Origin of the sequence: Brevibacterium daeguense, assembly GCF_021729135.1 — a bacterium.
GTDB lineage: Bacteria > Actinomycetota > Actinomycetes > Actinomycetales > Brevibacteriaceae > Brevibacterium > Brevibacterium daeguense.
This window is the reverse complement of the sequence record NZ_JAJTWW010000027.1, coordinates 15,050-38,820: the sequence shown is the minus strand read 5'-3', so window position 1 is coordinate 38,820 and position 23,771 is coordinate 15,050. Positions and strand designations below refer to the sequence as shown.

23 protein-coding genes and 1 tRNA gene are annotated in these 23,771 nt (G+C 68.0%); 20 read left to right on the top strand and 4 right to left on the bottom strand.

Annotation, left to right across the window (positions count from 1 at the left end; genetic code table 11):
• Positions 1-100: 100 nt before the first annotated feature.
• The 10 genes from clpS to LXN01_RS15490 all read left to right on the top strand — a co-directional run bounded on the left by clpS (position 101) and on the right by LXN01_RS15490 (position 10,060).
• Complete coding sequence (gene clpS, locus LXN01_RS15535; protein WP_425547679.1) at positions 101-412, top strand: ATP-dependent Clp protease adapter ClpS; 312 nt, start codon at positions 101-103, stop codon at positions 410-412.
• Entirely contained in the window at positions 409-978 is a 570-nt protein-coding gene (locus LXN01_RS15530; RefSeq protein WP_236866671.1) for a DUF2017 domain-containing protein, read from the top strand. Before clpS ends, LXN01_RS15530 begins: the two co-directional genes overlap by 4 nt.
• Positions 978-1,820, top strand: a complete 843-nt coding sequence (locus tag LXN01_RS15525; protein ID WP_236866669.1) for an MBL fold metallo-hydrolase — start codon at positions 978-980, stop codon at positions 1,818-1,820. The genes LXN01_RS15530 and LXN01_RS15525 overlap by 1 nt, the downstream gene beginning before the upstream one ends.
• The gene (gene rph, locus LXN01_RS15520) at positions 1,817-2,539 is read left to right on the top strand and encodes a ribonuclease PH (RefSeq protein WP_236866667.1); all 723 of its coding nucleotides are present in this window, start codon (positions 1,817-1,819) and stop codon (positions 2,537-2,539) included. The genes LXN01_RS15525 and rph overlap by 4 nt, the downstream gene beginning before the upstream one ends.
• 97 nt (positions 2,540-2,636) lie before the next feature.
• Positions 2,637-3,236, top strand: coding sequence for an RdgB/HAM1 family non-canonical purine NTP pyrophosphatase (rdgB, locus tag LXN01_RS15515; RefSeq protein WP_236866665.1), 600 nt, complete (start codon positions 2,637-2,639; stop codon positions 3,234-3,236).
• 160 nt (positions 3,237-3,396) lie between these two features.
• Positions 3,397-4,914 (top strand): ABC transporter substrate-binding protein, encoded by a 1,518-nt coding sequence (locus tag LXN01_RS15510; protein ID WP_236866663.1) that lies wholly within the window; start codon positions 3,397-3,399, stop codon positions 4,912-4,914.
• Between the two features lie 80 nt (positions 4,915-4,994).
• Positions 4,995-5,942 (top strand): ABC transporter permease, encoded by a 948-nt coding sequence (locus LXN01_RS15505; protein WP_236866662.1) that lies wholly within the window; start codon positions 4,995-4,997, stop codon positions 5,940-5,942.
• Positions 5,939-6,892 (top strand): ABC transporter permease, encoded by a 954-nt coding sequence (locus LXN01_RS15500; protein ID WP_236866660.1) that lies wholly within the window; start codon positions 5,939-5,941, stop codon positions 6,890-6,892. The genes LXN01_RS15505 and LXN01_RS15500 overlap by 4 nt, the downstream gene beginning before the upstream one ends.
• Position 6,893: 1 nt before the next feature.
• The gene (locus LXN01_RS15495) at positions 6,894-8,615 is read left to right on the top strand and encodes a dipeptide ABC transporter ATP-binding protein (protein ID WP_236866658.1); all 1,722 of its coding nucleotides are present in this window, start codon (positions 6,894-6,896) and stop codon (positions 8,613-8,615) included.
• Positions 8,616-8,659: 44 nt separating this feature from the next.
• Complete coding sequence (locus LXN01_RS15490; RefSeq protein WP_236866656.1) at positions 8,660-10,060, top strand: amidase; 1,401 nt, start codon at positions 8,660-8,662, stop codon at positions 10,058-10,060.
• 222 nt (positions 10,061-10,282) lie between these two features.
• Here the strand turns inward: LXN01_RS15490 and LXN01_RS15485 are convergent, their stop codons facing one another.
• Positions 10,283-11,650 carry a zinc ribbon domain-containing protein gene (locus LXN01_RS15485; protein ID WP_236866654.1) on the bottom strand — a complete coding sequence of 456 codons (1,368 nt, stop codon included), beginning with the start codon at positions 11,648-11,650 and terminating at the stop codon, positions 10,283-10,285.
• 172 nt (positions 11,651-11,822) lie between these two features.
• Between LXN01_RS15485 and LXN01_RS15480 the strand changes: the two genes are divergently transcribed.
• On the top strand, positions 11,823-12,995 hold the full coding sequence (locus tag LXN01_RS15480; RefSeq protein ID WP_236866652.1) for a cell division protein PerM: 1,173 nt from the start codon (positions 11,823-11,825) through the stop codon (positions 12,993-12,995).
• On the opposite strand, the gene LXN01_RS15475 is transcribed toward LXN01_RS15480, so the two are convergent.
• The gene (locus LXN01_RS15475; protein WP_236866650.1) at positions 12,983-13,588 is read right to left on the bottom strand and encodes a hypothetical protein; all 606 of its coding nucleotides are present in this window, start codon (positions 13,586-13,588) and stop codon (positions 12,983-12,985) included. The two genes, LXN01_RS15480 and LXN01_RS15475, sit on opposite strands and share 13 nt — an antisense overlap.
• Before the next feature lie 27 nt (positions 13,589-13,615).
• Between LXN01_RS15475 and purN the strand changes: the two genes are divergently transcribed.
• The 4 genes from purN to LXN01_RS15455 all read left to right on the top strand — a co-directional run bounded on the left by purN (position 13,616) and on the right by LXN01_RS15455 (position 16,473).
• Entirely contained in the window at positions 13,616-14,236 is a 621-nt protein-coding gene (gene purN / locus LXN01_RS15470; protein WP_236866648.1) for a phosphoribosylglycinamide formyltransferase, read from the top strand.
• 23 nt (positions 14,237-14,259) lie between these two features.
• Complete coding sequence (purH, locus tag LXN01_RS15465; RefSeq protein WP_236866646.1) at positions 14,260-15,810, top strand: bifunctional phosphoribosylaminoimidazolecarboxamide formyltransferase/IMP cyclohydrolase; 1,551 nt, start codon at positions 14,260-14,262, stop codon at positions 15,808-15,810.
• Between the two features lie 181 nt (positions 15,811-15,991).
• Positions 15,992-16,147, top strand: a complete 156-nt coding sequence (locus tag LXN01_RS15460; protein WP_236866644.1) for a hypothetical protein — start codon at positions 15,992-15,994, stop codon at positions 16,145-16,147.
• A 137-nt stretch (positions 16,148-16,284) separates the two neighbouring features.
• Entirely contained in the window at positions 16,285-16,473 is a 189-nt protein-coding gene (locus tag LXN01_RS15455) for an Rv0909 family putative TA system antitoxin (protein WP_236866643.1), read from the top strand.
• A gap of 83 nt (positions 16,474-16,556) precedes the next feature.
• On the opposite strand, the gene pcrA is transcribed toward LXN01_RS15455, so the two are convergent.
• Complete coding sequence (gene pcrA, locus LXN01_RS15450; RefSeq protein ID WP_236866641.1) at positions 16,557-18,995, bottom strand: DNA helicase PcrA; 2,439 nt, start codon at positions 18,993-18,995, stop codon at positions 16,557-16,559.
• Positions 18,996-19,128: 133 nt separating this feature from the next.
• A complete protein-coding gene (locus tag LXN01_RS15445; protein ID WP_236866639.1) occupies positions 19,129-19,521 on the bottom strand; it encodes a hypothetical protein in 393 nt (130 codons plus the stop codon).
• Positions 19,522-19,578: 57 nt separating this feature from the next.
• On the opposite strand from LXN01_RS15445, the gene LXN01_RS15440 reads away from it, so the two are divergent.
• From LXN01_RS15440 to pth, 5 genes are all read left to right on the top strand, one after another.
• Positions 19,579-19,650, top strand: a tRNA-Gln gene (locus LXN01_RS15440).
• Positions 19,651-19,687: 37 nt separating this feature from the next.
• Entirely contained in the window at positions 19,688-21,253 is a 1,566-nt protein-coding gene (gene glmU / locus LXN01_RS15435; protein ID WP_236866636.1) for a bifunctional UDP-N-acetylglucosamine diphosphorylase/glucosamine-1-phosphate N-acetyltransferase GlmU, read from the top strand.
• The gene (locus tag LXN01_RS15430) at positions 21,250-22,224 is read left to right on the top strand and encodes a ribose-phosphate diphosphokinase (RefSeq protein ID WP_236866634.1); all 975 of its coding nucleotides are present in this window, start codon (positions 21,250-21,252) and stop codon (positions 22,222-22,224) included. Before glmU ends, LXN01_RS15430 begins: the two co-directional genes overlap by 4 nt.
• Positions 22,225-22,391: 167 nt before the next feature.
• Positions 22,392-23,036, top strand: a complete 645-nt coding sequence (locus LXN01_RS15425) for a 50S ribosomal protein L25/general stress protein Ctc (RefSeq protein ID WP_236866632.1) — start codon at positions 22,392-22,394, stop codon at positions 23,034-23,036.
• A gap of 111 nt (positions 23,037-23,147) precedes the next feature.
• The gene (gene pth, locus LXN01_RS15420; protein WP_236866630.1) at positions 23,148-23,747 is read left to right on the top strand and encodes an aminoacyl-tRNA hydrolase; all 600 of its coding nucleotides are present in this window, start codon (positions 23,148-23,150) and stop codon (positions 23,745-23,747) included.
• The last annotated feature ends 24 nt before the right edge of the window (positions 23,748-23,771 follow it).

Genomic DNA, 23,771 nt, shown 5'->3' with positions numbered 1-23,771 from the left:
ACACGCACCCGAACCGAGACCACGACGAAAGATCGAGGCTATTGCACCGCTCGAACCCGTGCCGTCGGCCCGGATCGCTTAGAGTGGTCGGGTGACATCCATCGCCGAAGGATCCCAGGCTGTACTGGAGCCGGAGGTCGAGGACCGAATCCGGACTCGACCGGACGTGCCCTGGGTGACCATCGTATTCAACGATCCGGTCAATCTCATGAGCTATGTGACCTACGTCTTCCAGAGCTACTTCAACTACTCCCGCGCCAAGGCGGAGAAGCTCATGCTGGAAGTCCACGAGCAGGGACGCTCGGTGGTCGCCAGCGGCACCCGCGAGGAGATGGAGCGCGACACCGCGGCGATGCACAGCTTCGGATTGTGGGCGGCCTGTCGGCGGTCCGACCAGGGAGACGCCCCGTGAAGATCACTGCCGGACGCGACGGCACCGCACGTCTCGATCTGAGCGACGCCGAGAAGAACCTCTTCCGCTCAGTCCTCTCCGACACCGCGTCACTGCTCGGCGGCAGCGAACCGGCTGCACCCGTCGACGTCGATGATCTGGCCAAGCGGGCGGGACTGCGCGACGTCGAGCGACCCGCCGATCCCGCCCTGCTGCGGCTCCTGCCCGACGTGGACCCGAACGACCCGGAACGCTCTGCCGAGTTCCGACGCCTGACGGATTTCGACCTCAGGGAGTCGAAGCTGTCGAATCTGCGCACCGCGCTGTTCACCCTCGGCTCGACGGGACGGATCGTCCTGGACGCCGACGGAATCCGCGCCTGGCTGACTGCGCTGGCCGACGTTCGCCTCGTCGTCGCCACTCGGCTCGGCGTGGAGACGGAAGCCGACTTCGAGGCGCTCTACAGCCGCGAGTCCGACCTCCCCGACCAGGAGCTGATGCTGGTCACCGTCTACGACTTCCTCTCCTGGGCGCAGGAGCGGCTGGCAGAGATCATGCTCGACTCGCTGAACCGAGAGGAACCCTGATGCGGCTGACCGCGATCGGCACCTCGGGCTCCTTCCCCGGACCCGCCTCTCCCGCCAGCTGCTACCTCCTCGAAGCCGAGGCGGAGCGCACCTACCGTGTGGTGCTCGACCTGGGCAGCGGGGCGCTGGGCGGCCTGCAGGCCCACTGCTCGCCCGCGGATCTGGACGCGGTCGTCCTGTCCCACCTGCACCCGGATCACTGCCTGGACCTCACCGGACTCTTCGTCCACCGCAGCTACGATCCCACGTTCTTCTGCGACGACTCGGCCGTGGGCATCTCGCGTCCGCGGCTGCCGGTCTGGGGTCCTGCCGACACCGGGCGGCGCATCAGCGCCGCCCACCACACCGACCCGGGGCTCAGCCCGAGCGCAGACACCGCCGCGCCGAACGACATGTCCGCGGTGTTCGACTTCCGTGAGGTGGCGCCGGGTACGGTCTTCGAGATCGGCCCGCTGCGGTTCGAGGCGTTCCTCGTCGAGCATCCGGTCGAGGCCTACGCGCTGCGGGTGACCGGGCCTGATGGGGAGGTGCTGACGTACTCGGGTGATTCCGATGAGTGCGAGAACCTGGTCGCGGCGGCGAGCGGAGCGGATGTGTTCCTGTGCGAGGCTGCGTTCCAGGAGGACCGCGACACCGTGCGGGGGATCCACCTCACGGGTCGGCGCGCCGGCCGGGTCGCCTCGGCGGCGGAGGCGGCAGCGCTCGTCCTCACCCATATCCCGCCGTGGACCGACGCAGGGATCGTCAGGACCGAGGCGGCGGGGGAGTACTCGGGCCCCATCGAGCTTGCACGACCAGGCGCCAGCTGGACCATCAGAAGCACTGCAGAGGAGACAACATGACCCGATCCGACGGACGCGCTGCGGACGAGCTCAGAGAGGTGCGCTTCACTCGCGGGTGGCTCGACCATGCCGAAGGCAGCGTGCTCGTGGAGTTCGGCGGGACCCGGGTGCTGTGCGCCGCCTCGCTGACCGAGGGCGTGCCCCGGTGGCTCAAGGGGCAGGGTCGCGGCTGGGCCACCGCCGAGTACGCGATGCTCCCGCGGGCGACCAACACCCGCAACTCCCGCGAGTCGGTGAGGGGGAAGATCGGCGGACGCACCCATGAGATCTCTCGCCTCATCGGGCGGGCGCTGCGCGCTGTGGTGGACATGGACAAGCTCGGGGAGAACACTCTGCAGCTCGACTGCGATGTGCTCCAAGCCGATGGCGGCACCCGCACGGCAGCGATCACCGGTGCCTACGTCGCGATGGTCGACGCGTTCGACACCGGCCGGCGGCGCGGCTGGATTCCGGCCGCGGTCGATCCCCTGACGGACTCCGTCGCCGCAGTCAGCGTGGGGATCGTCAACGGTGAGCCGGTGCTGGATCTGCCCTACGAGGAGGACGTGAGCGCCGACACCGACATGAACGTAGTGATGACCGGCAGTGGGAAGTTCGTCGAGGTGCAGGGCACCGCGGAGGGCGAGCCCTTCGACCGCACCGAGCTCGGGCGCCTGCTGGATCTCGCCCACACCGGCTGTGCGCAGCTCGCCGAGCTGCAGCGGACAGCCCTGGCCTGACCCGCCGGTAGGTCCCTCGCCAGTCCGCCGTGGCCAGTCCGTCCGTCCGTCGCAGGTTCCTGCCACCGCCTTCGGTTCACCTCATTGGGAGTCATCCATGCTCGACCACATTGTGCTGGCCACTCGCAACGTCAAGAAGAAGATCGAGCTCCAGGCGATCCTCGCCGAGGTGCTCGGCCGGGAGATCCGCGTGTCCAGTGCCGCCGAGCTGGAACTGCCCGAGGTCCGGGAGACGGGGTTGACCTTCGCGGAGAACGCGCTGCTCAAAGCGCGGTCTGCTGCCGACGCCTCCGGGCTGCCCGCGATCGCCGACGATTCCGGTCTGGCCGTCGATGTCCTCGGCGGAGCGCCGGGAATCTTCTCGGCGCGGTGGGCAGGAACCCACGGTGATGATGTGGCGAACTACCGGTTGCTGCTGGACCAGCTGAGCGACATCGCCGCACCCCACCGGACCGCCGCATTCGTCTGCGCGGCGGCCTACGTCGAACCGGGCGGTGTGCAATTCGTCGAGGTCGGGCGCTTCGAGGGGTCGCTGGCGATGGCACCCCGGGGGAGCGCCGGGTTCGGCTACGACCCGATCTTCGCTCCCGCGGGAGACGACCGTACCGCGGCAGAGCTGACCGCTGAGGAGAAGAACGCCCGCTCGCATCGGCGGCTCGCGCTCACCGCCCTCGCGGAGCATCTGCGCGACCTCTGACGCCGCGGCCGCCGATCGCCGACTGCGCCCCGGGCGCGGAGAGCCGCAGGTGAGTGCTGTTACCCGTGCGTAGTGAGACCTCCGCTACACTGGCCCTCAGGCACGCCGAACGTTCGTTCAGTGAAGAACCGTCGGCCGATTCGAGGAGAGACAGACAGACATGGGATTTCGCCGGATATCCGGGTTCACCGCCGCCGTGGCGGCGCTGGCACTGACCATCACGGGCTGCAGCGCGGGCGCTGAGTCGTCCGCTGGCGAAGGCGGTGACAGCGCACGCACGGATCTGGTCGTCGCCCACACCGCCGAGCCGGTCAACCTGGACTTCACGACCACTGCGGGAGCGGCGATTCCGCAGGCGCTCATGGAGAACGTCTATGAATCGCTCGTCCGCATCGATCAGAGCGGTGAGCTGCAGCCGGCGCTGGCCAAGAGCTGGGAGATCAGCGACGACCGGACGACCTACACCTTCGAGCTGCAGGACGGGGTCACCTTCTCCAACGGCGACGAGTTCAGCTCCTCCGATGTGAAGTTCTCCTACGATCGGGTGACTTCGGACGAGTGGCAGAACACCCTGAAGTCGAAGATGGAGATCATCGACTCGATCGAGACGCCGGACGAGACCACCGTGGAGATCACGCTGCAGCGGCCGTCGAACTCGTGGCTGTTCGACCTCGCCTCACTGGTCGGCGCGGTGTTCAGCGAGGACGCGGTCGACGACCTGGCCAACCAGGCGATCGGCACCGGACCCTTCAGCATCAGCGACTACACCCGCGGCCAGCGGATCGTGTTCGCGTCCCGCGACGACTACTGGGGAGAGGCGCCGGCGCTCGAGCAGGTGACGTTCCAGTACTTCAAGGACTCGGTCGCCGCTGCCAATGCGCTGCGCTCCGGGGAGGTCGACGTGCTCGGCAACCTGCAGGCACCCGAGCTCGCCGGCGAATTCGAGTCCGGCGAGGACTTCCAGGTGCTCGAGGGCACCGCGAACGGCGAGGTCGTCCTGTCGATGAACAACGCCGAGGGGGTCTTCGCCGATCAGACCGCGCGGGAAGCGGTGCTCTACGCGATCGACGAGCAGACCATCCTCGACACCGCATGGGGCGGCTACGGCACGCTGATCGGCGGCATGGTGCCTCCGACCGACCCCTACTACGAGGACCTCACCGGCGTCTGGGAGCACGACGTGGACAAGGCCAAGGAGCTCGTCGCGGAAGCCGGGATCGAGGGCGAGGAGATCCGGTTCGCGGTCCCGAGCCTGCCGTACGCGACCGCCATCGCCGACATCGTCGTCTCCCAGCTCGAGGCGGCCGGCCTGCAGCCGAAGATCGAGACGCAGGAATTCCCCGCGGTTTGGCTCGACAAGACGTTCACCAACCACGACTACGACATGTCGGTGATCAACCATGTCGAGGCCCGCGACATCCTCACCGTGTTCGGCGAGGGCTCGTACACCGGCTACGACCACACCCGCATCGAGGACATCGCCCAGCAGGCGGATGAGGGCTCCGAGGAGGAGTACGTCAGCGGCATGCAGGAAGTCGCGCGCACCATCACCGAGGACGCCGCCGCCGGGTTCGCCTTCCTGTTCCCGAACCTCATCGTCGCCAAGGCCGGGGTGCAGGGGCTGCCGGAGAACTTCGTGTCCGACTCCTTCCCGATCCACGCCCTGGCGTGGGGCTGACCGACCGCTGACCGCTGTTGACGGCGGCGGCCCCGACCATCCGCCCAGCAGCCCATCGACCCACAAGGAAACCGCCCCGAATGGCTCGCTATGTGATCGGCCGAGTGCTGCAGTTCGTGCTGACCGCCGCACTCGCCTCGGTCGTGGTGTTCGTGCTCATGCAGGTCCTGCCCGGCAACGCCGCGCAGGTGGCGCTGGGCACGAGCGCCACGCCCGAGGCGGTCGCCGCTCTCGAGGCCGAGTACGGCCTCGATCGGCCCAGGATCGTGCAGTACCTGTCGTGGATCGGCGGTGTGCTCACCGGTGACTTCGGCACCTCCTACGTGACGAAGGCGCCGATCTCACCGGTGATCTTCAACTCCATTCAGGTCACGCTGATCGTCGTGCTCGCCTCGATGGCGCTCGCACTGGCGGTCGCGGTCCCGCTCGGCACCGCAGCGGCGGTGCTGCACAACCGTCCGACAGGCGTGATCATCTCTGGTGCCAGCCAGATCGGCATCGCGATCCCCAACTTCCTCGCCGCGATCATCCTCGTCATGGTCTTCTCGCTGGGGCTGGGCTGGTTCCCGTCCAGCGGCTGGCAGGCGCCCATCGAGGGCTTCGGCGGCTTCCTCGAGCGGCTGGTCCTGCCGGTGACGGCGCTGGCGCTCGTGCAGGCGGCGATCCTGACCCGCTACGTCCGCTCGGCGGTGCTCGAGGTGATGCGCGAGGACTTCCTGCGCACGGCGCGGGCGAAGGGCCTCCCGGCGGGTCGGGCGCTGGTCCGGCACGGTCTGCGCAACGCCGCCATCCCCGTCGTCACCGTCGCCGGGGTGCAGCTGGCCACCCTGCTCATCGGGGCAGTCGTGATCGAGCAGGTGTTCGTGCTGCCGGGGATGGGCACCGAACTCGTGCGCGCAGTGTCCAACCGCGACCTCGTGACCGTGCAGGGCATCGTGATGGTGCTGGTGGTCCTCGTGCTCCTGCTCAACCTCATCGTCGACCTGCTCTACAGTGTGCTCGACCCGCGTGTCAGGAGGGCCGCATGACCACCCGCCGCAGTCTGGATCCGACCCTCGATCCCACAGGCTCGGCCGAACTCGCCGGTGAGACGGTCGAGCCGGGAGCTCCTGGTGCGATTGACCCGGGAGCTGTCGACGCAGCGGCGAAGCCGCGCCGGCGCCGGCTCAACGCCTCTCTGGTCATCGGCCTCATCCTTGTCGGCCTGGTCGTGGTCATGGCCCTGGTGTCCTATGTCTGGACCCCCTACAACCCGACAGAGGCGATGCCCGAGGACCGCCTGCAGGGTGCCTCGGCGGCGCATTGGTTCGGCACCGACCGCTATGGCCGCGACACGTTCACCTGGATCATGTTCGGGTCCCGGATCACCCTGCTGGTCGGAATCGTCTCGGTGGCGATCGCGATGCTCATCGGCGTGCCGCTGGGGATCATCGCCGGGATGACGAACAGCGGACTGCTGTCGGGGACGATCATGCGCGGCAACGACCTGCTGCTGGCCTTCCCGGCGCTGCTGCTGGCGATCGTGTTCTCCGCCGTCTACGGCCCGGGCACCGGACCGGCGATGGTGGCTCTCGGCATCGCCTCCATCCCGGGGTTCGCCCGCGTGGCGCGGTCGGGCACGCTGCAGGTGATGAGCACCGAGTATGTGATGGCCGCCCGCGCCGCCAACCGCGGGACCTTCGCGATCGCCACCACCCATGTGCTCCCCAACATCGCCGGAATGGTCATCGTCCAGGCGTCGGTCGCATTCGCGTTGGCGGTGCTGGCCGAGGCGGGCCTGTCGTTCCTCGGCCTCGGCACCCAGGCCCCCGCCCCCTCATGGGGTCGGATGCTCCAGGAGTCCCAGCAGTTCCTCGGCACCCGTCCTGAGCTTGCGCTGTGGCCCGGCCTGTTCATCGCGATCGCGGTGCTCGGCTTCAACCTGCTCGGTGACGGTCTGCGCGACCGTCTCGATCCCAAGCTCAGAGGACGTGATTGAGATGACCGAGTCCCTGCTCACGGTCCAGGATCTTGAGATCTCAGCCGGTCAGCGACACCTTGTCCACCCGACCTCTTTCACGATCGCTGCGGGTGAACGCGTGGGGCTGATCGGGGAGTCCGGATCGGGGAAGTCCCTGACCTCTGCAGCGGTGATGGGGCTGCTGCCCGGCGAGCTCAGTGCGCGCGGCCAGGTGAAGCTGTCGGGCACCGAGGGAAACCTGCTGACGTGGAGCGAGCGGAGGATGGCGCGGCTGCGGGGCAGGGACCTGAGCATGGTCTTCCAGGAGCCGATGAGCGCGCTCAACCCGCTCATGCGCGTGGGGGAGCAGGTGGCGGAGGTGATGCGCATCCACCGCACCGCGAACCCGGCGCAGGCCAAGGCGCGGGCGGTCGAGCTGCTCGAGCGCGTCCGGCTGCCGGATCCGCGGGCCGCGGCCCGGGCCTACCCGCATCAGCTCTCCGGCGGGCAGCGGCAGCGCGTCATGCTCGCGATCGCAATGGCGAACTCACCGCGCCTGCTGATCTGCGATGAGCCCACCACCGCCCTCGACGTCACGGTGCAGGCGCAGGTCCTCGACCTGATCCGCGAGGCAGTCGTCGCCGACGGCACCGGGCTGCTGTTCATCACCCACGACCTCGCCGTGGTGGCCAGCGTGTGCGAGCGGGTGATGGTGATGTACCGGGGACGGATCGTCGAATCCGGCAGCTGTGAGCAGATCTTCACCGATCCCCAGCACGAGTACACCCGCGGGCTCCTCGCCGCATCCGATCTCACCGCGACCGACGATCGGGGCCGCCTCTTCACCATCGCCAGCGCCGCCCGGTACCGCAGTCACGCGTCCGGGGACGGAGCCATGACGGACGCCGAGGCGGACGCCGGGTCGGCAAGTCGGGCCGCTCCGGTGGACTTGGCGACGGGCGAGCCCCTCATCGAGGTCAGCGAGCTGGTCAAGACCTACAGCCGGACCCGGACCTCCCTGTTCGGCCGCGCCGACCGGGTCGAGGCGCTGCGGGGGATCTCCCTGTCGATCCCTGCGGGCCGACGATTCGGCATCGTCGGGGAGTCGGGTTCGGGCAAATCGACGCTGCTGAAGATCCTGTCCGGACTCGAACCGCCCACCACCGGATCCGTCCAGGTGGGAGGCGTTCACGTGGAGTCCGCGACGTCGGCGCAGCTGCGGTCGATGCGCGAGGACCTGCAGATCGTGTTCCAGGACCCCTTCGCATCGCTGGACCCACGCATGAAGGTCGCCGACATCATCGCCGAACCGCTGGTGCCGATGCGCGTGCCCGAGCGCAAGCGCCGGGAGCGGGTCGCGGAGACACTGGCGGCCGTCGGGCTGGAGCCGGAATCGGCTCACCGCTTCCCGCACCAGTTCTCGGGCGGACAGCGCCAGCGGATCTCGATCGCCCGCGCGCTGGTGTGCCGACCTCGGATCCTCGTCGCCGACGAACCGGTCTCCGCCCTCGACGTCTCCGTCCGGGCGCAGGTGCTGAATCTGCTCACCGACCTGGTCGACGAGTACCAGCTCACCCTCGTCTTCGTGTCCCACGACCTGGGGGTCGTCCGTCACCTGTGCTCGGACGTCGCCGTCATGAAGTCCGGTGAGATCGTCGAGACCGGCGACGTGGAGAGCATCTACACGAACCCGCAGCACCCGTATACCGCCTCACTGGTGGCAGCCACTCCCAGCCTCGAGGACGCTTTCGCAGCGTCGTGAGGCAGCCGCGGATGAGCCCGGGCCGCCGAACAGAAGGAGAACCGATGTCGCACCTCGCACCCACGCTGGCCGACCTGTCCAGCGCCGAACTCGCCGCTGGCTTCCGTGCCGGCGAATTCGACCCGGTTGCCGTACTCGATGCGGTCGCCGAGCGGGCAGCCGCCTGCGAGCCGACCCTCAACGCGCTCTGGCACGAGGATTTCGAGGCGGCGCGCATGTCGGCCGCCGAATCCGCCGCTCGCTGGCGAGCAGGCGAGCCGCGGAGCCCGCTCGACGGCGTGCCGGTGACCATCAAGGAGAACATCGCGAAGCGCGGAGTGGCGATGCCGGCGGGCAACGCAGCGGGCGACCCGCAGCCGGTCGCCTGCGACGCGCCTGTCACCGCCCACCTGCGCGCGGCGGGCGCACTGGTGTTCGCCTCCACGGTGATGCCGGACTGGGGGATGCTGTCCTCCGGGGTGTCCTCGCGCCATGGCATCACCCGCTCCCCGCTCGATCCGGCACTGACCACCGGGGGATCGTCCTCCGGGGCGGGCGCGGCGGCAGCGGCGGGGTACGGACCGATCCACATCGGCACGGACATCGGCGGCTCCATTCGCCTGCCGGGAACCTGGCTGGGCCTGGCGACTCTGAAGCCGAGCTTCGGCCGGGTTCCGCTGGATGCTCCCTACCTGGGGCGGGCAGCAGGACCCATCGCGCGCAGGGTGAGCGATCTGGTCGCCGCCATGGACATCATCGGCAGGCCGGACGTGCGAGATTACTCCCAGCTCCCGCCGTTGGACGGCGACTACACCGTCGCCGACTACTCGGTGGTGGGCAAGCGGATCGCAGTGCTCACGGACGCCGGCTGCGGCATGCCCACCGACCCGGAGGTGGCAGCGACGGTCACTGCCGCCGCCGGGCTGTTCGAGGCCGAAGGCGCGGAGGTGACGAGCATCGAGCCATTCATGGATGAGCGCCTGCTGAACGACATCGACCGGTTCTGGCGAGTCCGATCGTGGGCCGATTACAAGAGGCTGGATTCCGATGATCAGCGAAAGATCCTGCCCTATGTCGCCCAGTGGTGTCTGGCCGGTGCCGATATTCCCGGCTCGGAGCTCATGCGCTGCTATCACGGCATTCAGGAGATGCGGCGGGCGACTGTCGCCGCGACGGCGGAGTTCGACCTCGTCCTCTCCCCGGTGGCGCCGGTGGCGGCGTTTCCCGCGGAGTGGCCGATGCCCTTCAACGATCCGACCCAGACGATGGGGCACATCTCCTTCACCGTGCCCTACAACATGTCAGAGCAGCCGGCGGCCAGCGTCAACGCGGGGTACACCGTTGACGGACGCACCGTCGGCCTGCAGATCGCTGGGCGACGATTCGATGATGCCGGGGTACTCGCTGCTGCCGCATGGTTCGAGGCGCGGGCCGAGGTTCCGCAGCCTGTCCGGGTGGTCGGCTGAGAGCGGGAGGACTGCACCCCCGGCTGTCGGCTGCTGAGTGCGGGTGTCGCTGAATGGCAGAGTCCCCGGGTGCAGGACAACCCGGGGACTTCGCCGGCTGGCGGACTGAGCCGGCCGGGCTGACTGGGCCGGCCGAACGGACTGAGCCGGCCGAACGGACTGGGCCGGCCGACCTCTGCCGTCAGGCGGACCCTGTCCGACGGACGAGCTCGTTCGCTTCCGTCAGAAGAACTCGATCGAGAGGGAGTCGCCGTCGATGATGACAGTGCCGCCGGGGCTCAGCGCACCGGAGCCGGTCCAGGCGCCGGAGCCTGCAGTCTTCGAATCGGCCTTGAAGCTGTAGCGGCCCGGCTCCGTGGTGTAGAAGGACCCGGCTGCCAGATCAGCGCTCATCGAAGCCTCGACTTTCGGCTTGGAATCGATGGTGTAGGAGACGCTGTCCTCCACTCCGTCCTCGCTGACCTTCATGCCGCTGCGCGGGTCGGTCGCGTCCGCGTTGAACGGGCACCCGTCATTCATGATCGAGGTGTTCTTGGCGCACTCGTCGAGCTTCTCGTCGACGAGCTTCTGCACCTCGTCGTGGAAGCCTTCCGTCGGCTGCACGTCGACATTCATCGTGGCCGGCTGCGGCTGCTCGCTCTCCGAGAAGCCCACCGTCACCTGATCCTCGGCCGCCTGGAAGTACTTCCCCTCCGGAGTGGAGACGTGGTAGGAGCCGGGGAGCACCGCATACTCTGTGCGACCTTCCTGGGGAGTGAATTCCTGACCGTTGACCGTCACGCCATCGAGCTTGGGCAGTTCGATGGCGATCGTCTGCAGCGTCGGGGGAGCGAGCACCCAGTTGTCGAAGAAGAGACCCTGCTTGCCGTCCTTGGTCGCGGTCAGAGTCATCTCGTACGGCTGCCCTCCGAGCGAGTAGCTGGCCGCCATCGTGGCGGTGTCGCCCTCGACGGTGGTCTCTTCGACCGCTGCCTCGGTGATCTTCTCCTCGGAGTTCTGCACATAGGCCGGCTCGAGCAGCGTCTCATTGGCGCCATTGGGGACGGTCGGCGCAGCGATCTCGTTGACTGCTGCGATGTCGCCGGACTGCAGGGCCTCAAGATACTTCTCGGCGACCTTGTCGGGACCGTACTGGCTCCGGTTCACGGAGCTGATGACGACTGCTCCGATCACCACGAGCAGGATGACGACGCCGACCGCCACCAACGACAGGATCAGCGGCATCTTCGACTTCTTCTTCGGCTGCTGCTGCTGGGCAACATACCCGGGAGCGGGCGCAGGCTGCGGGGTCGATCCCGCGTAGTTCATGCTGGGCCCGGAGGTCGAGTAGGCCGGAGCGGGACCGGACCCGTACTGCGGCTGGCCCTGCTGGTAGCCGTACTGCTGCTGGTCCGGCTGCGGGTATCCCTGCTGCGGGAACGGGGCCTGGCCGCCGTGGCCGGGGTCGTATCCCGGCTGGGGCGGGACATCGCCCTGGCCACCGGGCTGCTGATCGCTCTGCTGCCAGCCGGAGGCGCCGTGCGGACCGCCGGAGCCTCCGCCATAGGGCTCGCCCTGCGGGGGAGGCGGAAAATTGTTGCCGGAACTCATGGGCCTTCGGTCCTCACACTCGAGCGGGGATGTCTGGTCAAAATTACCATGATGGCACAGACGATGGTGTGTCGAATCGGCCATCCTCCGTGCCCGATCAGGCAACATGGCAACAGTGGAGCAAGCAGCGAACAAAGATCGTGCGCCGGTCCGAACCGGCCGTCATCCAGCCGTGATAGGCGCCTTCGAAGCCGCCCGGATTCTCGTATTCCTGCTGGTCGTCTCCTTGGTCGTCGCTGCCGTCGCATGGTTCGTGGGCATCGCCCAGCAGCGCCCGCTGTCCGCGATGGTGACGTGGGCGGCGACCGGCATCGCGAGCGCGAACGGGTTCACCGTCAGCGTGGACACGTTCACTCATTCTCTGTCCCCGACGATGCTCGTGCTCATCACCTGGCTGCTGGTCCTCGCTGCGGGACGCAGGACTGCACGAGCCCTCGCAGCCAACGACCGCCTCGTGCACAACGGACACCTGACCCCGTCCCGCCGGCCGCGCCTCGTCGCCGGCCTGGCACTGGGACTCACCTACGGACTGGTGACGGCCGCCGTTTCGTTCCTCGTCGGCTCGGCCTCCGCTGATCTCATCGGACTCCTGCGGTTCCTGCTGCTGGTGGTGAGTGCGGTGCTGCTGGGACTCGCTGCGGCGCCGATCAGCGAGGCGGTGACTGCACGCTTCGACGATGCCTTCGGTCCGCGATGGACTCGTTCGCTGCACTCGAGCGGCCGGATATTCAAGCGGACCGCGGTGCTGTCCGCAGTGCTCGCCTTCGTCGCGCTCGCAGCTGCCTTGGCCGCCGGCTGGGGCCCGGCGCTGGAGACGCTGCAGGTCTACTCCGCTCCCGCGGTCGCCGGCGTCGGACTCGGTCTGGTCCAGACGGTGTTCGCACCCACTCTGCTGGTGCTGGCACTGGCCTGGGTCTCCGGCGCGGGCTTCCAGCTGGCGACCGGCGTGACGACCTCGCCCTACCACTCGGTGGACGTGCCGGTCGCGAACGTCCCGGCGCTCGCCGCGATTCCGCAGGACCCGGCAGGCTGGATGGCAGCGCTGCCCGCCGCTGTCGTGCTGGTGGGAGTGGTGGCGGTGCTCGGCCGCCGGAGATGGTACACGCTCGACTGGGCTGCCGCGCTGTTCGCCGGTGCCGAGATCTTCGTCGTCGCGCTCGTCATCGGGCTCTTCTGCAGCGGTTCACTCGGTCCTGGCGGGCTGGACGACTTCGGTGTCGTTCCCTGGCTCTTCGCCGGTGCAGTTGCGGTCGAGCTCACCGTCGGCCTGCTCATCGGGTGCGGAATGCTCCGCCTGGCAGGCCGAGTCCCGGCAGCCGAGCATCCTGCCGGTCAGCCCGGATAGGGCTGGCCGGTCATCTCCTCGAACCAGGTGCTGAGTCCCTCGTTGTAGTCGGTCGTGCAGTCGATGGCCGCCTGCTGAGTGACCGCCGCTCTGACACAGTCCTCGTACTCGGCCTGCACCGGCCAGATCGCCATGGTGGCCAGCGTGGTCAGCAGGATGTACAGGCATCCGATGCCGGCCAGGGAGCCGAGGAAGATCCAATTGCCGCCGGGACGGCTGCGAGAACTCGACCCGGCGCCGCCATGAGCGGAGGCATTCGCGCCGGGAGCACCTGGGGCACCGGCGCCCACAGCGGTGGTGCCGGCGCCGGCAGCGGGGGAACCGGGCATGCCCGAGGCGGCGGGATCAGCGGCCGACTGCGTCCGTCGGGTCCGCGCGCCGGCGATGAAGAACCGCACGGCCCAGATCACGCCCAGCAGGGCGAACACCGCGGCGAAGGCGCGGTACGGCAGGGGATAGGTCGAGGCCAGCAGCGCACCGGCGAAGAACAGTGCCAGAATCGTTCCCTCGCGATTGCGCTTGGAGGTCGCATCGTTTCCGTCCGAACTGCTCGTGCCCGGATCCGTCCGCGGTTTCTGGTCAACAGGAGTCACCGGACCAGTCTGGCATAGAATGACCGGGTGCGCTGTGTTCTCCTGGCCTCCGGCTCCGGTACCCTCACCCAATCCGTGCTCGACGCCTTCGTGCTCTCCGGTGATGGCCGCGGGGTCGAGATCGCGGCTGTCGGATCCGATCGTCCCGATGCCGGAGTCCTCGAAAGAGCACGCTCCGCCGGCGTGGAGACCTTCGTCGTCTCGCCCCAGGACTTCGCCGATCGGGACGAGTGGAACCACGCACTCACCGAGCAGGTCGCGGAGTACGACCCGGACTGGGTGGTGTCGGCCGGCTTCATGCGGATTCTCGGTTCGGAATTCGTCGATCGTTTCGCACTGCGGATCATCAACACGCATCCGGCGCTGCTCCCGTCATTTCCCGGAGCGCACGGGGTCCGCGACGCCCTCGCCCACGGTGTGAAGGTCACCGGGACGACCATCCACCTGGTCGACAGCGGCGTCGACACCGGGCCGGTGATCGCGCAGTTCCCCGTGGCAATCGAGGACGATGATACGGAGGACACCCTGCACGAGCGGATCCGGGAGATCGAGCGCAGACGCATCGTCGAGCTGCTCGAACACCTGGCGCTACACTCACTCACCGTGGATGGGCGCCGGGTCTCCGGCTTCACGCCTGCCCGGGACTGAACGAGGACAACCAAGGAGAATCTGTGGAAGCCGTACGCCCCATTCGCCGCGCTCTCATCAGCGTGTACGACAAGACCGGACTGACCGAACTGGCGCAGGGCCTGGCGAACGCCGGGGTCGCCATTGTGTCCACCGGCTCCACCGCCCAGCGGATCGCCGCGGCGGGAGTCGACGTCACCCCCGTGGAGGAGCTGACCGGATTCCCCGAATGCCTCGAGGGGCGAGTCAAGACGCTGCACCCGCGCGTCCATGCCGGAATCCTCGCAGACTCGCGGAAGCCGGACCACCTGAGCCAGCTCGAGGAGCTGGAGATCGACCCCTTCGACCTCGTCGTCGTCAATCTCTATCCCTTCCAGGAGACGGTCGCCTCGGGTGCGGGCTTCGACGAGTGCGTCGAGCAGATCGACATCGGAGGACCATCGATGGTGCGGGCCGCCGCCAAGAACCACCCGAGCGTTGCAGTGGTGACCGACCCGGCTGCCTATCCCGCCGTCGTCGAGGCGGCAGCCGGCGAAGGTTTCGATCTCGCCGCCCGACGGCGCCTGGCGAAGGCCGCCTTCGAGCACACCGCCGCCTATGACGTCGCCGTCGCATCATGGTTCGGCGAGCAGCTGGCCGCCGGGGATGAGCTGCCCGAGTTCTTCGGGTTGGCGGTGGAGAAGTCGGCGCAGCTGCGCTACGGCGAGAACCCGCACCAGTCGGCGGCCGTGTACACCGAGCCCGGCGCCGGCGGCATCGCGAACGCCGAGCAGCTGCACGGCAAGGAGATGTCGTACAACAACTACCAGGACACGGATGCCGCGATCCGTGCCGCATACGACTTCGACACCCCCGCGGTTGCGATCATCAAGCATGCGAACCCCTGCGGGATCGCGACCGCCGACGACATCGCCGAGGCACACCGCCGGGCCCACGAATGCGATCCGGTCTCCGCGTACGGTGGCGTGATCGCCGCCAATCGCGAGGTCAGCAGAGAGCTGGCCGAGTCGATCGCGCCGATCTTCACCGAAGTCATCGCCGCGCCCGCCTTCACAGCCGAGGCCCTGGAGGTCCTCACTGCGAAGAAGAACCTGCGGCTGCTCCGACTCGGCGAGGTTCGGCCCGAAGCACTGGAGTTCCGCCAGATCTCCGGCGGGCTGCTCGTCCAGGAGCGCGATGTCTTCCAGGGCCCCGGCGACGAGCCGGACGGCTGGCAGCTGGCCGCCGGCGAGGCCGCAGATGAGAAGACGCTCGCCGATCTCGCATTCGCCTGGACGGCCTGCCGGGCCGTGAAGTCGAACGCGATCCTGCTCGCGCGGGGCGGCGCTTCGGTCGGAGTCGGGATGGGGCAGGTCAACCGCGTCGATTCCGCACACCTGGCCGTGCAGCGAGCGGGAGCCGAGCGCGCCGCGGGGGCGGTCGCGGCCTCTGATGCCTTCTTCCCCTTCGCCGACGGACTCCAGGTGCTCATCGATGCCGGCGTCACTGCAGTCGTCCAACCGGGCGGGTCGATCCGGGACGAAGAGGTCATCGCCGCTGCCCGGGAAGCCGGGCTGACCATGTACTTCACGGGAACGCGTCATTTCTTCCACTGACGCCAGACATCGGAGTCGGCGCTCCTCAAAAGGGCGCAACCCGATCTCCAAGCGATGGATCTACTGGAAGCGCCGGTACTCGAATCCCACCCGACGCGACTGGCTGCTCCTCGTCTGCCTGCTGTGGATCCTGCTCTCCGCCGGGCTGGCCCTGCTCAACTTCCGACTCGGAGGTCTGACGTTGGCGCTGGGCCCGGCGGCACTGGCGGCAGTGCGCTGCCTGCCTGCGCCGTGGGGTGAGGTGTGGGTCAATCGGAGCCGGACCGTCGACGTGTTCACCCTGCTGCTGGCAGCGGTGTCACTGACCGCTCTCACCCTGGTCGTGCCCAGCACCTGAGCGGCAACGGCGCCCGGACGCAGTTCATTCACACGAAGCCCGCACCCACAACCGGTTTACACTCCTCGTCCCCGGTGCAAGCATGGCAATCGAGCCGAGGGCCCTCGGTTCTGTGCCGACTGAGATGGAGGAGCAGTATGGGACTCGCAGACAAGGCAAAGGACGCGGCCGGCAGCGATCGCGGCGAGAAGGCCACCGACGCCGGCCTCGACAAGGCAGCGGACGCGGCATCAGGCGTCGGCGGCGGGAAGTTCAGCGACAAGGTCGACAAGGGACGCGACGCCGCTGATGAGAAGGTCGGAAACGAGTCGGACCAGCAGAAGTGACTGCGCAGCGCCCTGCCTTGGGCGCACGCGACTGACAGGCCGAGGGCCGGCATCCACCCGGATGCCGGCCCTCACTGCGCGACTCAGAGCTTCTCGACCGGTGCGTAGCGCATGAGCAGGCGTTTGGTGCCGGCGGACCCGAAGTCGACCGTGGCGATCGTCTTGTCGCCGGCCCCGCTGACCTCGATCACTGTGCCGAGACCGAAGGAATCGTGGGAGACCCTGTCCCCTGCGTCGACGTGGACGACCTCCCGGTTGGGGCGGATGCGGTTGGGGAAGCCGCCTGCACCGCCGGCACCACCCGACCTCGCGGTTGATCGTGCGGGGGCAAAGGCCCGTTCGGCCGCCGGGGCGGTCAGGCTGCCGGTGTTCGCCCAGTCGACGAGGGAGTCGGGAATCTCGCCGAGGAATCTGCTGGGCGGATTGTAGGACGGCTGGCCCCAGGTGTGGCGGGTTTCGGCCCTGCTCAGGTACAGCTTGCGGCGGGCGCGGGTGAGGCCGACGTAGGCGAGCCGTCGTTCCTCCGCCAATTCCGTGCTGGAGCTCAGCGAGCGCTGGTGCGGGAAGGTCCCGTCCTCGAGCCCCGTGAGGAACACGACCGGGAACTCCAGGCCCTTGGCGGTGTGCAGAGTCATCAGGGTGACTTCGCCGACCTCCGGGTCGGGAATCTGATCGGCATCCGAGGACAGCGACACCTGCTCCAGGAACTCGTCGAGAGTGCCGTTCGGATTGGCGCGGCCGAAGTCCTCGGCAACCGCGACCAGCTCTGCGAGGTTGTCGACACGCGACTCGTCCTGCGGGTCCGTGCTGGCATGGAGTTCGGCGAGGTAGCCGGTCTGCTCGAGGACTGATTCGAGGATCCGGGACACGGGCGCGCCCTCAGCTGTCGACCGCAGGTCCGCCACCAGCGTGCGGAACCTGCTGATGGGTCCCAGCGAGCGCGACGACAGCCCGGGCGCTTCCTCCGCCCGATCGAGAGCGGCGTTGAAGCTGATCCGCTCTCGCTCGGCCAGCGCCCCGACGAGCGCTTCCGTCCTGTCGCCGATCGAGCGCTTGGGGACGTTGAGGATCCGCCGCAGGTTCACGTCGTCGTCCGGATTGGCGATGACGCGCAGATAGGCGAGGGCGTCCTTGATCTCCTTGCGCTCGTAGAACCGGGTGCCGCCGACCACCTTGTACGGCATTCCGGAGCGGACGAGCGCGTCCTCGACCGCGCGGGACTGGGCGTTCGTGCGGTAGAAGACGGCGAAGTCACCGTACGTGAGATCCTCCCTGTCGATGAGTTCGTCGATCGTGTCGACGACGAACTGGGCCTCTGCCTGCTCGGATTCGGCGACCCAGCCGGTCACCGGCTCACCGGCCCCGCTGTCGGTCCACAGCCGTTTGTCCTTCCGGTCATCGTTGTGGGAGATCACCGCATTGGCGGCGGACAGGATGTTCTGCGTGGACCGATAGTTCTGCTCCAGCAGGATCACCCGAGCCTGCGGGAAGTCCTCCTCGAACTCCACGATGTTGCGCACCGTCGCCCCGCGGAATGCGTAGATCGACTGGTCGGCGTCCCCGACGACGGTGAGTTCGGCGGTGGGTTCGGGAAGATCCGCGCCGGCCAGCGTCCTGATCAGCTGATACTGCGCCGGATTGGTGTCCTGGTACTCGTCGACGAGGATGTGCTTGAAGCGCGCCCGGTAGTTCGCGGCGATGTCCTCGAACGCGCCGAGCAGGTGGACGGTCTCCATGATGAGGTCATCGAAGTCGAAGGCATTGGCCAGTCGCAGCCGGTCGGAGTAGCGACGGTAGACCTCCGCCAGCGCCTGCTCCGAGGGATTGCTCTCCTGCGCCCGGTTCGCGTAGTCCTCCGCAGTCACCAGGTCGTTCTTCAGCCCCGAGATCCGATGCTGCAGCGACCGGGGAGTGAACTTCTTCGAATCCAGATTCGCTTCGCGGACGCACTGGGTGATCAGGCGCAGCGAGTCCTGGGCATCGTAGATGGTGAAGTTCGACTTCATGCCCAGCGCCTTGGCCTCCCGGCGCAGGATCCGGACACAGGCGGAGTGGAAGGTGGAGATCCACATCCCGCGTGCAGCAGGACCGACGAGCTCGGTGATGCGTTCGACCATCTCCTTGGCGGCCTTGTTCGTGAACGTGATGGCGAGCACCTGGCCGGGGTGGGCGCGGCCGCTGCGCAGGGCGTAGGCGATCCGGCGGGTCAGCACCGTGGTCTTCCCGGAGCCTGCACCGGCGACGATGAGCAGCGGCGAGCCGGAGTGCTCGACAGCCGCGACCTGCTGCGGATTGAGCCCTTCGAGGAGCACGTCCGAAGACTCCGCAGCCGAATCCGCGCCACGCGATCGGCGCGCGCCCGCTCCTGCAGCGGACGAGGCGGGAGCCGATCCCGCAGCATGGGAACCGGGACCGCCCGAGGCGGGGGACGCCTCGGGTGCGGCGGAGCCCTCGGAGGGGGCGCCTGCCGTCGAGGGCATGGTGAGAGAGGCCGAGTTCAGGAAGTCGAACGGTGAAGTCATGGTCTACGCAATCTAGCAAGCGGGTCTGACACGACCCTGGAACCGGGATGACGCCGCGCTGGAATCAGGAGGACAGCACAGAAGCCTGCAGCCGCTGACGGCCGCCGGCTTCTGCGTCGAGGGCAGAGCGGACTCAGACGAACACGGCGACCAGCACGGCCAGCACCGCGGAGGCGAAGGACAGGTGAGCCATCGTCGCGGACGGGCGCGGGCCGGTCGGCGCCTCGGCGGGAGCGCCCGCACCCACAAGCTGGGCGGCCTTCTTGTCCTGGCGCACTCCGATGAAGGCGAACACGGCAGTGAGGATGGCCAGCAGGAGCTTGATGCCGATCTTCATGTGGTTGACGTCCCCGTCGCCCATCTCCAGCACAGCGACCAGGAGGAGGCCGGTGGCCAGCTGCAGGTAGGCGCCGTGGAGCATGCCGGGGGCCACCCGAGGGGTGCGGATGAACGCGAAATACGACCCGATGATGATCGCCATGCCGATAAGGTGGAGGAACAGCAGGATCTCTCTGAGAATTTCCATAGCCTCAACCTTAGTGGCAAGATGTACGGGGTATTTGCTCAGGGTGACCCTGTGTGATCCGCCTTGGTGTAATGGCAGCACGCCGGCCTTTGGAGCCGTGTGGTCTAGGTTCGAATCCTAGAGGCGGAGCGAGGCTGGACACCGCCCCAGAAGAGGAGCTCTCCCTATGACGCAGCATCGCCCCGCGGCAGTCATCGTGCTCGCCGCCGGTGAAGGCACCCGCATGAAATCCGTCACCCCGAAGGTCATGCATCCGATCGGCGGCCGCTCTCTGCTGCACCACGCGATCAATGCCGCCGCCGGCACCGCTCCCGCGCATCTGGTGGTCGTCCTCCGCCATGCGCGCGAGCAGGTCGCGGAGCACGTGAATAGCGTCGCCGCGCAGATCGACAGGACCGTGCTGGTCGCCGATCAGGACGACATCCCCGGGACCGGGCGGGCCACCGAGTGCGCCCTCACCCAGCTGCCCGGTGACCTGACGGGGACCGTCGTCGTGACCTACGGCGACGTGCCGCTGCTCACCGCCGACACTCTGAATTCCCTCGTCGCATTCCACGAGACCAACCAGCACGCAGTGACCGTCCTGTCCGCGCAGGTCGCCAAGCCGCAGGGCTACGGGCGGATCGTGCGGGACTCCGCCGGCGACCTGCAGCGGATCGTCGAGGAGAAGGACGCCAGCGACGACGAGCGGCAGATCACGGAGATCAACTCCGGAATCTACGCCTTCGACGCGGAGATCCTCAGATCCTGCCTGACCGAGGTCAGCACCGACAATGCGCAGGGCGAGAAGTACCTCACCGACGTCATCTCGATCGCGCGCGGCCGCGGCTCGCGGGTGTCGGCTCTGACGACCGAGGATGTGTGGCAGGTCGAGGGCGCCAACGACCGTGTGCAGCTCGCCCAGCTGGGCAAGGAGCTCAACCGCCGAATCGTCGAGGACTGGATGCGCGCCGGTGTCACGGTGGTCGACCCCGACACCACGTGGATCGACGCCGACGTCACACTCCATTCCGATGTCACCCTGCTGCCGGGCGTCCAGCTCTACGGCGCCTGCGACATCTCCTCGCATGCGGTGATCGGACCCGACACGACGCTCACCGACACCGAGGTGGGAGCCGGCGCGCAGGTCACGCGCACCCACGGCCAGCTCGCCGTCGTCGGGGAGGACGCCACCGTCGGCCCTTTCGCCTACCTGCGGCCGGGCACCGAGCTGGGAGCCGAGGGCAAGATCGGCACCTTCGTGGAGACGAAGAACGCCAAGATCGGCACCGGATCGAAGGTGCCCCATCTGACCTACGTCGGCGACGCGACGATCGGGGAGTACTCGAACATCGGGGCGTCCTCGGTCTTCGTCAACTACGACGGCATGGACAAGCATCACACCACGGTGGGCTCGTACGTGCGCACCGGCTCCGACACGATGTTCGTCGCTCCGGTGACCGTGGGCGACGGCGCCTATTCGGGCGCGGGCACGGTGATCCGCAAGGATGTGCCGGCGGGCGCCCTTGCCATGACCGTGGCCCCGCAGAGGAACGTCGAGAACTGGGTCATGGAGAAGCGCCCCGGCACGCCTGCAGCGCAGGCCGCCGAGGCCGCAGGTGCGCTGCACGACAGCACGCAGCAGGACCACGACAAGGCGCAGCAGGACCGCGACAGCACGCAGCACGACCACGACAAGGCGCAGCAGGACAGTGCGCGGCAGGAAGCCGCGCAGAAGGAGTCGGATAAGTGAACTCGATCACCGCCGCCGGGGAGAAGAAGCTCGTCCTCGTCACCGGTCGCGCCAACCTGGAGCTGGCCGAGCAGGTCGCCGAGAACCTCGGCACCGAGCTGCTGCCGACCGACGTGTACAACTTCGCCAACGGCGAGATCTACGTGCGATTCTCCGAGTCCGTGCGAGGCACGGACGTCTTCGTGATGCAGTCGCACTGCTCGCCGATCAACGAGTGGGTGATGGAGCAGCTGCTCATGGTCGACGCGCTCAAACGCGCCTCGGCCAAGCGGATCACGGTGATCGCGCCGTTCTTCCCCTACGCCCGGCAGGACAAGAAGCACCGGGGACGCGAGCCCATCTCTGCGCGCCTCGTCGCCGACCTGTTCAAGACCGCCGGCGCCGATCGCATCATCACGGTCGATCTGCACACCGCGCAGATCCAGGGATTCTTCGACGGGCCGGTCGACCACCTCATCGCGCTGCCGATCCTCGCCGACTACGTCAAGGCCAACCACCCGGGCGATCTGGCCGTGGTGTCTCCGGACGCCGGACGGATCAAGGTCGCCGAGAACTGGTCGGCCAGCCTGGGCGGCGTGCCGCTGGCCTTCATCCACAAGACCCGCGACATCTCCCGTCCGAATCAGTCGAAGGCCAATCGGGTGGTCGGCGAGGTCGAGGGGCGCACCTGCATCCTCGTCGACGACATGATCGACACCGGCGGCACGATCGTGCAGGCGGCAGACGCCTGCATGCAGGCCGGAGCGGCGGGAGTCGTCATCGTGGCCACCCACCCCGTGTTCTCGGGCCCGGCGATCGAGCGGCTGCGCGACTCCGTTGCCAAGGAAGTCATCGTGACCAACACCCTGCCGCTGGACGAGGACAAGATGTTCGACAAGCTCACGGTGCTGTCGATCGCCCCGCTGCTGGCCCGCGCGGTTCACGAGGTGTTCGAGGACGGCTCAGTGACCAGCCTCTTCGACGAGGTCTGATTGGAACACCGGCCGTGACTGGCGTACCATAGTCTGGTTACCTCGGCGAGGGAGACCGGCATCCGCCGGCGCTCCGTTATCGACGCGGTCTTCCTGTGGCACGGCTCCGGCCGGCACCAAGGGGATTCGTCCGCCGCGGTGCCCCCAACCACAAGAAGGAGCTCCAGATGGCTGATGCCACACTCGCCGCTGAACTGCGCACCGAATTCGGAAAGGGCGCTGCCCGCCGGATCCGCCGTGCCGACCGCATTCCGGCCGTTCTCTACGGTCACGGCCGCGATCCGATCCACATCACCCTCGAAGGTCACGCCACGATGATGGCGCTGAAGACCTCGAACGCACTGCTCGAGATCGTCAGCTCCGACGGATCCAAGAACCAGCTGGCCATTCCGCGCGAGGTTCAGATCAACCCCGTCAACCGCCACATCGAGCACGTCGATCTCTTCGTCGTCGTGCGCGGCGAGAAGATCGAGGTCGAGGTGCCCGTCCACATGGTGGGCGAGCCGGCCTACGGCACCATGATCTCCGTGGACAACCAGTCGATCCGCGTGCTCGCCGAAGCCACGACCATTCCGGAGCAGATCGAGGTCTCGATGGAAGGCCGCAAGCCCGGCGACCACGTCTACGCCGGCGACGTCTCGCTGCCTGCCGGCGTCGAGCTGATCGATGATCCGGAGTTCCTGCTCATCAATGTCTCCGCGCAGCTGTCCGAAGCACAGCTCGAGGCGGAGCTCGAGTCCGAGGCCGTGGACGAGGACGTCGCCGCATCCACCGGCGCCGAACCCGACGCTGCCGATGGAGAGTCCGAGTAAGGACTGCTCGACAGATCTGCAGTCCGAGCGAGGACGGCACGACTACCCGTGTGAGGGGCGCGTCGATCCATGGGATCGAGCGCCCCTCACGGAGTGCGAAGGAGATGACCGGTGGCCGGTGATACCTGGCTCGTCGTCGGACTGGGAAACCCGGGGGACCGCTATACCGCCACCCGGCACAACATCGGGCAGATGGTGGTCGACGAGCTCGCGGGGCGCCTCGGCGCGACTCTCAGGAGCACGAAGGCCAAGGCGATCGCTGCCGGCGGCCGACTGCCGGCTGTGGGCGGGCTGCCCGGACCCCGGGTGGTGCTGATGAAGACGCTCACCTACATGAACGTCTCCGGCCCCCCGGTCGCGCAGGTCGCGCAGTTCCATTCGGTGGAGCCGGAGCGGATCATTGCGATCCACGACGACGTGGATCTGCCATTCGAAGCGATCAAGCTCAAGATCGGTGGCGGCGAGGGCGGCCACAACGGGTTGCGTTCGATGACCCAGTCACTCGGCACCAAAGACTACCTGCGAGTCCGGGCCGGCGTCGGCAGGCCACCCGGGCGGATGGACACCGCCGACTACGTCCTCAAGCCGTTCACCAAGGACGAGCGCTCGACGCTGCCGATCTTCATCGGCGAGCTGGCCGATGCGACCGAGCTGCTGGTCGCCGAAGGGCTGGAGGCGGCTCAGCAGAAGTTCCACGCCCGCGCGGTCTGACAGACGGTCTGAAGCGCGGTCTGA